Here is a 12,352-nt window from a genome sequence, read left to right as displayed (position 1 = left end):
AACAAAAAATAATTTAAAAAAGTCCGAGTTTTTAGGACTTTAATGATGTGATAAAATTGCTTTTTCTTTAAGATGTTTGAGCTTATTTTTATATTGATAATATGAATATAAACGCACTAAAGAACCAGAAAGTAAAAAGACAATATAACCAAGGATTGTAAAAATTGTTTCAGTAGTATGACTTGCACCAAAAATATTAGGAATAAAGAAAGTTATCAATAAAAAAGAAGCTCAAATAATACTTAAAATATAAGCAATTTTTTCCCAAGATGGGATCAATGCAATTTTCTTCTTTTTCTCTAAGATAAAAGCTACAATAAATGTCATAATATCTTCTAGTAATAAAGCTATGCTGCTCATATTAATTACAGCATCAAAATAATCACCTTGTTGGTTTTTAGGAGCTAATAAGACTATCAAAGATAAAACGATCATTGAAATTAAAGTATATAAAGCAACGAAAATAATCGCTTTTTTATATTCGTTATTTTTATTTTTTAAAGCAAAACGATCATCAATTAAATTATCTTCAGCAAGGGGAACAAGTTTGCGAGCTGTTGAAACTGTTTGGGTAATTTTATAGCCAATATCACCTGAAATAAAACCAATCACAAAGATAATTAGTCCAAAGACACAAAGTGAAAAATTATAATATTCATAAAACTTTTTATCAATAAAAGATTCTTTAAGGCCAAGCATAATTGAATAAGCAACCATATAAAAAACAAAGATTAAACCAATAGCGCTTAGCAAAATAACCCTGAAATTTTTAAAGTGCACATCTTTAGTCATAGCAGCCATATCTTCAATACCAGCAAATGCAAAGATAAAAAGTAAAGTACTTGAAAAAATTAATTTTGCACTAATTTTTTTAGATCTTTGAAAACTTTCTATATATCCATTTCCTGTTATTTGGCTCATAATTAAAATAAGACCAATTCCTAAAACAAATCATTTTAAAATTGAACTAACTAAAATAACTTTTTTTGAAAGTTTTAGTCCAAAAGTAGAAATAATAATTAATACACCAAATAAAATAACAGCCAAGGAGCGAATAATCCAAATAATTAGTTCTAAGTTTGGAGTCTGTGGATTCAAAATATCTTCAATAATTCTTGATAAAAGCAAGGGAGAAATTGAAGATAAAATTGGTGTTTGAATAAATTGATTTCAGCCAATGAAGAAAATAAAGTTTCGTTTAAAACTCTTTTTGAACCTTTGCTTAAACGATAATTTCCAATTTTTCTTCATTGAGTATGTGTGGTTAACAATATCATCATCAATATTACGAGCAAAAGCATATGAGCCACCATATTGCTCGCTATAAACATTAGATAAACGGGAAAAAACTAATGATGTTCCCAAAACTGTCAACAAAGATAACACAATAACAATATAACCCCAATAACCAAGGTTTAAAACACTGGTTATTGTGGTTATAAAACCTAATCCAACAATAAAGTTGATTGTAAAAAGTGTAAAAGTTTTGGCAGTAAAGTGCTTGCCCATTTTATTCTTTTATAACTTTTAATGGTTTTTTATTGTTGAAAATAACATTATATATTTCCTCGTAGTTTTTTACAGGAATATATGTTAATGTGCTTTTTATTTCACTTGGAATATCTCTTAAATTATTAATGTTTCCGTATGGAATAAATACTTTTTTAATATTTTTTTGGTTTGCAGCAAAAGATTTTTCTTTTAGTCCACCAATATCTAAAACCTTACCTCTTAAGGTTATTTCGCCAGTCATTCCATAAATTGGTGCTACTGGTAATTTTTTCAGTGCTGAAATTAAAGCTGTTGTAAATGTTACCCCGGCACTTGGTCCATCTTTAGGAACAGCACCTTCAGGCACGTGAATATGAATTGTATGTTTATCAAAATCAAAGTTTTTAATGCCAAATTTTTCAGCATTAGAACGAACGTATGACACGGAAATTTGAGCTGATTCTTTCATTACCTCTTTTAATGAACCAGTAATTTTAATTTCTTCTTTACCAGGGAAAATATTTACTTCAATTTGCAAGGTTGAGCCACCAGTTGAAGTATATGCTAGTCCATTAACTATACCTGGCTTTTCTTCTTCAGTTTCGGTATCTTTTTTATAAATTACTACACCTAAAAGATCATCTAACTCTTTAATTTCGACTTGATATTCTTTTGGTCAATCTTTTTTGTTAGTTTCTAATAATTTAACAGTTAGTTTGCGAGCTATTTTGTCTAAAATACGTTTAAGCCCACGTACACCTGCTTCAGAAGTATAATGTTGGATAATATATTTTAAAGTCTCATCACTTAATTTTAAATAATCATCTGGCAAGGCTACTTGTTGAGTTACTTTAGGTAGTAGATGTTTGCGAGCAATATTAATTTTTTCAGTTAATGTATATGAAGAAAGTTCAATAATTTCAACACGATCAATTAAAGCATGTGGGATGCTTTCATAATAGTTAGCGGTAGCAATAAAGATTGCTTTAGATAAATCATATTCATGTTCTAGGTAGTGATCTTGGAATTTTGAATTTTGTTCGGGATCTAAAACTTCCAACATCGCACTCGCTGGATCTCCTTTGTTGGTTGAAGCCATTTTATCAATTTCATCCAGTAAAATAACTGGGTTTGAAACATCAGCTTTTAAAATTCCTTTAATAATTTTTCCTGGCATTGCGCCAACATAAGTTCTTCGGTGTCCTCTAATTTCACTTTCATCGTGCACTCCTCCAAGTGAAATTTTAACAAATTTACGTTGTAATGATTCAGCAATAGCTTTTGAAAGTGAAGTTTTTCCTGTTCCAGGAGGACCAACTAAGCAAATAATTGGAACATTGTTAAATTCTTCTTTTTTCTTATTATCTTCTTTAAATAAGTTTAAGTCAATTTCTAATTCATTATCTAATTTAAGTTTTTTAGCTGATTTTTTCTCTTGATTTTTTTGGTTAATAATTACAGCAATATATTCAATAATTCTTTCTTTAACTTTATCAAGTCCATAGTGGTATTTTTCTAAAACACTGCGCGCATGCTTAATATCTAAAAATTCTTTTTGGGTTTTTCTTCAAGGAAGTTTTTTCAAAGTTGCTACAAAAGTTTTAGAAATTGATGCTTCAGGAGAAGCAGGCATCATTTCGCTTGAACGTTTGTTTTCCTCAGCAATTAATTTTTTAACTGATTCAGGAAACATTTGAGCTTTAGTTTTATCTCTTAAAGCATTTGAATATTCATCTTCAATAATTGGGACGTTAATATTAGCTAATTCTTCTTGGAGAATTTTAACTTTCTCACGTATGATAAATTCTTTATGTTGGTTAGAAACTTTTTTGTTCATGTTTTCTTGAACTTGTTTACTAATACCCGCTGAAACTCCTAAAAATTCGGTAATTCTGCGCACAATTTCTTGCAATTCAGCAATACCAAAATCATCAAACATCATTTCACGGTCAAAATATGAATTATTAAAATGTGAAACAGTAGTTAAAATAAATTCTTGAATTCTTTCAAATTGATGTTTTTTAGGGTGGAATTCACTATATTTATCTTGCAAGTCATCAATATAATTTAAAGTTGCAGATAAATCAGAATGAGCTTGGTTATTAAAGAAAACTGATTCAAAAGATTTGCTGTTTTCTGCATCTCTTTCAATTGGATTTTTTAATGATCGAAAAATATCATAAAATCTTAAAAGATCTCTTTCAAATTCATTTTCTGAAAGATGTAAAAAAACTTTTAATTCATCTCTTACTCCAATAACTCCAAAAGAAATTGCACTTAAATCGTATTTTTTAGCAATACGTTCATAATCAGTTTGTTTATAAAACTTAAATGGGTTTTTAGCATTTTTTTCGTCAAAAGCAATTAAACCAATATCATCAACATCAAAATAACTTTTTGCTTTAAAAACTAATTTATGAACTTGTCCTTGGTTGGACTTTAATTCTTTCAGTTCAATAAACGATGCTAAAATAGCTCGTGAGTCAATTGAATTTTTTTGATCACTATAAACAATAACAAAACTATCTCCTGGTTGAAAGCGAGCAAAAACTAAGTGATCACCCGGGTTTAAAAAAGCTTGCTCAATAATTGCTCCAGGTAAACATGCTTTATGTTTTTCTAAAACAATGGCACGTAAAGTTAATTTATTTTCTTCTTTCATATTATCTCCTCTAATTATGGTTAGTATCTAAAAACTAAAATTATATTTAGATTAAAGATCTCTAAATTATGTAAAATATTATTTATATCTATTTCGAATAATTATTATAAAGTAAAACTTAATAATTTTTATAATATTATTTAAATTTCTCCTGCTTATTATACATAAAAGTTGCATAGATACCTATAAATAATTAAAGATAATTCATTAAACTAACAAAAACTGCACATTTTAATATCGATTTTAAATTTATATATTAAAATATAATAATAAAATCTTTATTTGAATAGGAGTAAAATAATGAGTAAAATTAGTAATTATAATGGTAAGGATGTTTTTTATAACCAAGAAATTGCCTTAAATTATTTACAAAAAATCCAAAACTTCTTAAAAAAACATTTAAAAAAAGCTAAAGCTAAAGGATTTGTTGTTGGTATTAGTAGCGGAATTGATTCAAGTCTTGTTTATGCAATTGCCAAATCAGTGGCGCCAGAAACTACTTTAGGTGTAGTTATGCCAATTGTGAACATGACAAAAGAAGATTTAAATCATATTAAATTATTAGAAGCACAGTTTAATGATAGTTTTCAAAGAGTTGATTTAACTAATAGTTTCAACGCTTTAACAAATGAGCTTAAACTTAAAAATCTTTTAGCGGTTTCCAATATTAAACCAAGACTTCGCATGAGCACTTTATATGCTCTTGCCCAAGAAAATAATTATTTAGTTTTAGGTACGGATAATGCTGATGAAACATATATCGGTTATTTTACTAAATTTGGTGATGGCGGAGCTGATCTATTACCAATTTCAAACCTAACTAAGGGTGAAGTAAAATATTTAGCAAGCTTATTAAATATTCCTAAAGAAATTATAACTAAAGATCCTTCAGCAGGACTATGACAAGGTCAAACTGATGAGCTTGAGCTTGGTTTTAGTTATGGTGATTTAGACTTCTATCTTAATCATCTTCACGACCTTAAAGCATTAAAGAAATATTTAAGTCAAGAAACCATTGCAAAAATCGAATATAAACATAAAATCTCACAACACAAAAGAGATAAAATATATACAGTTAAAAATCTAAAATAGGAGGAAATTATGGCAGGACATTCACACTCAGCCAATATTGCACACCGTAAAGGCGCTCAAGATGCAGCTCGTGGAAAAATTTTTCAAAAATTGTCAAAAGAAATTTTTGTAGCAGCTTCACTTGGACCAGATCCAGATATGAACCCAGCTTTAAAATTAGCCATTTCTAAGGCTAAGGCAAAAAACATGCCTAAAGATAACATTGAAAGAGCTATTGCAAAAGCTAAAGGAGCTAAAAATTCTGAAACTTACACTGAATTATTATTTAATGCCACTGTGAGTGGCGGAGCAACGTTTATTGTTATTACCTTAAGTGATAATATTAATAGAGTTAAATCAAATATTCAAGCATATTTTAATAAACAAAATGCAACATTAGGAAAAACCGGGCAAATTCCGTTTGCTTTTGATAAAAAAGGAATAATTGAATTTAGTAAAGAAAATCTTTCTTCTGATGAAGTTACTTTTGTCGCTTTAGAAAATAGTGCTGAAGATATTCAAGAAACTGATAATTCATATATTTTAACTTGTATTCCAGAAAATTTCAGTGATTTAAAAAATGCACTTGAAACTTCACTAAATATCGAAAATTTCACTCAATGTGAAGTAACATATATTCCAAATATGTATGTTGAATATGACAGCGAAAAGGAAAAGAAATTACTTGATTTTATTGAAAAACTTAAAGATGATGACGATGTGCAAGAAGTGTACCATAACATTGAAATCAAACATAATTTATAATGCAGTGAATTGAAACTTTATATAACTCATTATATAATAATTTAAATAATGAAATAATTGCAAAACTATTATTAATTTTGGTTTTTTTAGGTACAATGCTTCTAATACCAATCTTAATTGCATTATTTTTACCATTTTTAAATAAATATTTAAATAAAAAATCCTTTAGCATTTATCTCTACGCTTTTTCAACAGGATTTTTTATTGTTTTAGCTACTTTTGGTTTTTTACGTGAAGCTCTAGAAAATTCATACTTATTTGTTTCTAAAACTTTTGGACGAGAATATACTAGAACTATTCTTTATGGCTACAATATTTTATTTGTTGTAGTTGGTTTAATCATTGGTTTAATTTTTGCATTTGTTATTAAATTTGTACTTTCATACCAATTTAATAAAAAACTTTTAAAACACAAATCATTGAGTGTTTTTGTCCATGACCATTCTCATGAACACGGGCATAACCACCAACATATCCATGAAGATTATATTTTTAATGCTTCAGATAAAATAGAAATTGCTAATTCAACGATTTTTAAAAAAACAGAAGCAAAATTAAAAATAATTGCGCTCTTGCTTTTATTAACACACCGTATACCTGAAGGTTTACTTTTAGGATATAATCTAAATTTATTTACCCCTAATGAAATTGGTGAGATAAATTATTCTATTACCACAGCATATTTTTTATCTTTAGTTATTCACTTAATTCCCGAAGAAATTGTTTTTTATATTCGCTTAAAAGAAGCAGGGTATTCACCAACTAAAGCATTATTATTATCATTTTTAGGACTATTTTTATTTTTACCTTTTATGATTATTGGAATGTTTGTTGGAGGTGCAATTGATTACTCAGGAAAGGCAATGCTTTATGCAGGTGTTGGGGGAATCTTTATCTTTACTTCTTTAGTTGAATTTTTTCCAGAATTCTACCATGAGCATTTTAGTAAACAAAAATGGCTTTGAACAATTATTGTGTTATTTTTAGGGGTAATAGTAGCCACATTTATCTTATCATTTCATGAGCATAAATAAAAGATCAAATTTCTTGATCTTTTTTTATCAGATTTAGAGCACAAAATCTGTAGATAATGTTATAATTTAATTTATAAAATAAATTAACCATTAAGGAAACAGTAATGAAATTTAATAAAAAATCATTAATTTGAGCTATTCCTATTGCATTAGTTTTATTCTTTAGCATAATATTAATTATTATTTTTGTTCGAGAATTAAATAACCGCGTTGTTGCAATGGTTATTTCTTTGGCAATTTTAGCCATGTTAGCCATTGCAATTATCTTAATTTATAATGCATTAGTAAAACTAGCAAAAAATAAATCTTTAGTAGATAGCTCTTTTAATAAAGTTTTATATGATGTTTTAGATCAAAATAATATTGGTTTGTGTATCTATAATACTAATCATGAGATAATTTGGAGCACAAATTATATTAAAAATACCTTTGGACATGATTTTATTGGCCAAAAGATTCATAATATGATTAAAGCTTTAGACCCAAATTTAGAGAAAGGAAACTTACCATTTGATAAATACTTAAATTTACGTTTTAAAGATTCATTTTTTCAACTACAAATTTTTCCTAGTGAACATATGTTAATTTTTCGTAATGTTACAAGCGAAAATTTATACAAAGCTCAGGCTCAAGAACAAATGCCTGTGCTTGGGGAAATTGAAATTGACAATTATCCACTTTATCAATCAATTTTATCTGAAGAACAATTGTTCAAAATTAATTCAATTTTAATGAATACTTTAAATGAATATTCGCAAAGGTATAATTTTATCTACCGCCAATACACTAACGGTAAATTCTTAATTTTTACTAATGAAGATAGTATTCATAAATTAATTCAAGAGAATTTTAGGTTATTTTTTGATATAAAAAGTGCTATTTCAGATACTTTAATTAAAAAATTAACTATTAGTGGCGGGTTTTCATATGGTTGAGTTTCACTGAAACAAAAAATTGAAAAGGCTAAAAAAGGTTTAACCCAAGCGCAAGCAAGGGGAGGGGATCAAATTGCAATACATACTAATTATGCGCCAGTATTTTTCTTAGGTTCAAACACTGAAGTTTTGAAAGATAATTCCAAAACTAGAATTAGATATTTAACTGAACAATTAGAAGAAAAACTCCTTGATCCAGAAATAAACAATGTGTTTATTTACGGACATTCCTTTGCAGATTTAGATGCAATTGGTTCAGCTTATGCTTTATACGAATTAATAAAACATTACCAAAAAGAAGTTTATATTATTGCTAATACTTTTGACGCTACTACAACACAAATAATTAACGAATATAAACTTAATAAATCTAAGATTATTTTTGATCCTTCATTTGCTATTAAACACACAAATCTTAATAGCTTAGTAATTTTAACTGATGTAGCTGATCCACTAAGAACAGATAATCCAAAAGCAATTGATCAAGTAAAAAGAGATAATATCTTTATCTTCGATCACCACCGATTATTAAAGCAAATTGACTTTGCATTAAAAACAAATTGTTATATTGAAACTACTTCATCAAGTGCTTGTGAAATAGTAACTGAAATCATTATGTTTTTAGAAAATAAATTTACTTTATCAAAACTAGCATCACAAATGCTCTTAAATGGTATCTTTTTAGATACTAGTCAATTTTCTAAGTCTGTTACACCAAGAACTTTTAATGCTGCTTCTTGGTTACAAGGCTTAAATGCTAGTTCCTCAAAAAGTGTTGAAGCTTTAAAAATTGATAGTAAAACTAAGGATAAAATTCAACTTTTAATTGCAAACATTACCGAAATTAAAAAAGGCTATTATTTAGCTTATTCTGATTTAGAAGCAACTAATGATGAAATATCAATTGCGGCTAATGAAATTTTACGCATTAAAGGGCGCATTGCCTCATTTGTAGTAGCTAAATTAGCAACTTCGAAAAATACTTATAAATTAAGCGCGCGCGGGATTAATACAAATGTTCAAATTATTTGTGAAGCTGTTGGTGGCGGAGGTCATTTTAATACAGCAGCTGCAACAAGTGATGAAGAATTAAATGATTTTGTTGATAATATAAAACACGCTATCGCCACAACCAGGAGATTAATTAAATATGAAAGTAATACTAATTAAAGATTGTCAAGATGGTAAAGCCAATACCATTGTTGAAGTTTCAGCTGGATATGCAACAAACTTTTTAATCAAAAAAGGCTACGCCGTTGCATATACGGAAAAAAATATCGCTAAGTTAAATAGAGAATTAGATAATTTATTGGCTGAAGAATACTCCAAAAGATCAAATGCTTTTCAACTTAAAGCACAACTTGAAGAACTTGAATTACAATTTAGCTTAACATCTAATAAAGATAAAAACGGTAATTTAAATGTCCATGGCTCAATTTCAGCAAAAGATATTGATAAAAAACTAAAAGAATTAGGTTTTAACTTACCAAAACATGCTTTGCAAAAAATTCACCTTGTGTCTTTTGGATGACATGAAATAACTGTTCATTTATATAAAGAAATTCAAGCAAAGCTCAAAATATTTTTAAATATTACTCATGAAAAAAAATAAATATAAAAATATTTGGAAATACAAAAACTTTGAAACCTTTGAACATTTACAAAATCCTCAGACTTTATTCCATGATTTTTTAACTGAACAAATGGTTTTAAATTTTATGATTAATGATGCAGAAAGACAACAAACTGCCACACAATATTTAACTAAAGATCATTTCTTTTTTGAAGAAAATAAACAACTATTTGAATTCATTAATGAAAGGCGTAATAAAAACATCAACGGGGTAGGTGTGTTTAATGATTATTATGATATTATTAATTTTATAGAATCAGAAGATTTAAAATTACGATATCCTAAGGTTAACAGTTCTTTAGTAAATGAAATTAACTCATTATTTGTCAATCCTGATAATTTTTTAGAAAAACTTGAGCAACTAATTGAGTTAACTAAAATGCGTAATTTAGAAACTTTTTACCAAGCTTCCTTGCAAGCTTTACATACAAAAAAAGATTTAAACTTTTCAGATTCAATTCAAGATTTTAGTGTTTTTTTAGAGCAAAATTATTCAAATGCTTTGCAAAATAGTTCATTTATTTCGTTTAAAGAAGCAACCGATGAATTTGATGAATTAATCACTAATGGGATAGCTAATGATATTTCTGAAGGTTTAAAAACAGGATATGAAGTATTAGATAATTTAATTAAAGGCTTTAAACCAGGTCAATTAATTATTCTAGCAGCAAGGCCAGGGGTGGGTAAAACAGCATTAGCTTTAAATATTGCTAAAAATCTAACTCAAGAAGAAATAGTTGATCAAAATGGACAAATTCTCAGACCTAATAGCTGCGCTTTTATTTCTTTAGAAATGCCTTATGTTGAATTAACAATGCGCTTTTATTCCTCGCTTGCTTCAATTAATTTAGGTAAATTACAAAAACCTAAATTATTAGAACAAAATGAAATTGTCTTATTGCGCTCAGTTATCTCTAGAAATAAAAATACGACTAATTTACATTTTGATGATAATACTTCAAGTAAAATTTCTGATTTAGTTTGAAAAATAAAGCAACTTCATAAAGAAATTCAAACTACTAATCATAATGGACTTAGTTTATTAATTATTGACTACCTGCAACTAATTTCGGGTAATGAATTTAGTGGAAACCGTCAAAATGAAGTAGCACAAATTTCAAGAGCTTTAAAACTTTTAGCTCTTGACCTTAAAATCCCAATTTTAGCATTATCGCAATTATCTCGTAGCGTTGAATCTCGGGAAAATAAGCGCCCGCAATTAAGTGATTTAAGAGAATCAGGAGCCATTGAACAAGATGCTGATATTGTGATTTTTTTAAGTCGTAGTAATACCAAACAACAATCAAATAATGATGAAACATACTCTAATTATAATACTCATATTATCACTGATGTTTCAGTAGCTAAAAATAGAAATGGACCTACCGGGGAAGGTGATTTACTTTACGAAGGATCTAAAGTTACCTTTTATGAACGCAAATACTAGGAGCAAATAATGGATAGTTACTATAGGTATGCACAAGCAAACCAAACTACACAAACAATAAATAATTTAAATATTCATTTATTTGTTTGAATTATTATTGCACTATTAATCTTATTTTTATTTAGTGCAATTTATTCTGGCTGTGAAACAGCCTATTCTTCACTTTCAGCAGTTAAAATTCACGAGATGAAAGAAAATAAGGAAAAAGGTGCAAAATTAATTGAAAAACATAATAAACGATTTAACCGTATTTTAACTACAATTTTAATTGCTAATAACTTAGTTAATGTAGCTTCAGCTACATTAACTTCCTACATGCTTGGGCTAATTTTAAGTAGTGAAACAAGTAGATTAATTATTTCAATTTTCTTAGTAACTCCTTTGTTAGTAATTTTTGGCGAAATTACTCCAAAATTAATTGCTAAAAAAACTCCTAAGAAATATCTCCAATTTTTTAGTTGGTATATTGATATTAATTATTGAATCTTTTGAATTTTAACTTGACCTTTTTCTAAATTAACTAAAAAAGTCTATGTGACTAACTCAGAAGAAGATCTTAAAAGTATTATTAACCTAGCACAAGAAGAAGGTGTTTTGCAAGCAGGTGAAAGCATGCTAGCCCAAAAAGCTTTAGACTTAGATTCTACCAAGGTCTCTTCGCATTATGTTAAACTAAAAGACGTTACAACTATTAGTTTTAAAGCTAATGTTAAAGAAGCTTTAGATATCTTTAAAGACACTAATTATTCGCGTCTTCCAGTAGAACATGATGGGCAATTAATTGGTATATTATTGCTAAAAGATATCTTTCACTTACAACGCGGAAAAATCATTAATTATATTAAAAGAGTGCCAAATGTTTCAGCTAACTCCATTTTATCAAGTGCTTTAGAGAAAATTAGATCCCAAAGGGCTCAAATGGCCTTTGTTGTTGAAAATAACTACTCTTCAGATATTATTGGGATAATTACTATTGAAGATATCATCGAAGAAATAGTTGGCGAAATTTATGATGAATATGATGACGACCAAAAGATCTACGAAATTTCATTAGAAAAAGCCCGCATCGAAGAAGATGTAAAAATGCGTGAATTATTTAAACAATTAGAAATAGACGAAGAGTTACTAAAAGAAGAAGAATTAGACATGTATTTATATAAATGGTTAACTGATAAAACCCAAAAACCTAAATTATATAAAAATTCTCGTTATGTTTTAGCTGAGACAATTGCTTTTAAAATCATTGAAAGTCAAAGCAAACAAAAAAATCCTATCATTGAAATTTCCAAATTATAAAATTCGGAGTTATAAAGC

General features: G+C 27.7%; 9 protein-coding genes. 7 read left to right on the top strand and 2 right to left on the bottom strand.

Annotation, left to right across the window (positions count from 1 at the left end; translation table 4 throughout):
* Positions 1-39: 39 nt before the first annotated feature.
* A complete protein-coding gene (locus EXC44_RS03650) occupies positions 40-1,509 on the bottom strand; it encodes an amino acid permease (RefSeq protein ID WP_129621868.1) in 1,470 nt (489 codons plus the stop codon).
* 1 nt (position 1,510) lies between these two features.
* Positions 1,511-4,153, bottom strand: coding sequence for an endopeptidase La (gene lon / locus EXC44_RS03645; protein WP_129621867.1), 2,643 nt, complete (start codon positions 4,151-4,153; stop codon positions 1,511-1,513).
* Positions 4,154-4,453: 300 nt separating this feature from the next.
* On the opposite strand from lon, the gene nadE reads away from it, so the two are divergent.
* The 7 genes from nadE (at position 4,454) to EXC44_RS03610 (ending at position 12,334) form a co-directional block, all read left to right on the top strand.
* Positions 4,454-5,245 (top strand): NAD(+) synthase, encoded by a 792-nt coding sequence (gene nadE / locus EXC44_RS03640; protein ID WP_129621866.1) that lies wholly within the window; start codon positions 4,454-4,456, stop codon positions 5,243-5,245.
* Between the two features lie 9 nt (positions 5,246-5,254).
* Positions 5,255-5,989, top strand: a complete 735-nt coding sequence (locus EXC44_RS03635) for a YebC/PmpR family DNA-binding transcriptional regulator (protein ID WP_099309471.1) — start codon at positions 5,255-5,257, stop codon at positions 5,987-5,989.
* On the top strand, positions 5,989-7,023 hold the full coding sequence (locus tag EXC44_RS03630; protein WP_129621865.1) for a ZIP family metal transporter: 1,035 nt from the start codon (positions 5,989-5,991) through the stop codon (positions 7,021-7,023). Before EXC44_RS03635 ends, EXC44_RS03630 begins: the two co-directional genes overlap by 1 nt.
* Positions 7,024-7,127: 104 nt before the next feature.
* The gene (locus EXC44_RS03625; protein WP_120161424.1) at positions 7,128-9,128 is read left to right on the top strand and encodes a GGDEF domain-containing protein; all 2,001 of its coding nucleotides are present in this window, start codon (positions 7,128-7,130) and stop codon (positions 9,126-9,128) included.
* A complete protein-coding gene (gene rplI, locus EXC44_RS03620) occupies positions 9,109-9,570 on the top strand; it encodes a 50S ribosomal protein L9 (RefSeq protein WP_120161426.1) in 462 nt (153 codons plus the stop codon). The genes EXC44_RS03625 and rplI overlap by 20 nt, the downstream gene beginning before the upstream one ends.
* Positions 9,557-11,038 carry a DnaB-like helicase C-terminal domain-containing protein gene (locus tag EXC44_RS03615; protein WP_129621864.1) on the top strand — a complete coding sequence of 494 codons (1,482 nt, stop codon included), beginning with the start codon at positions 9,557-9,559 and terminating at the stop codon, positions 11,036-11,038. The genes rplI and EXC44_RS03615 overlap by 14 nt, the downstream gene beginning before the upstream one ends.
* 9 nt (positions 11,039-11,047) lie before the next feature.
* Positions 11,048-12,334, top strand: a complete 1,287-nt coding sequence (locus EXC44_RS03610) for a CNNM domain-containing protein (RefSeq protein ID WP_120161431.1) — start codon at positions 11,048-11,050, stop codon at positions 12,332-12,334.
* The last annotated feature ends 18 nt before the right edge of the window (positions 12,335-12,352 follow it).

This window comes from Mycoplasmopsis bovirhinis (assembly GCF_900660515.1).
GTDB lineage: Bacteria > Bacillota_I > Bacilli_A > Mycoplasmatales > Metamycoplasmataceae > Mycoplasmopsis > Mycoplasmopsis bovirhinis.
Note: the sequence above shows the minus strand (reverse complement) of the source record. Positions and strands in the feature narration are given on the sequence as shown.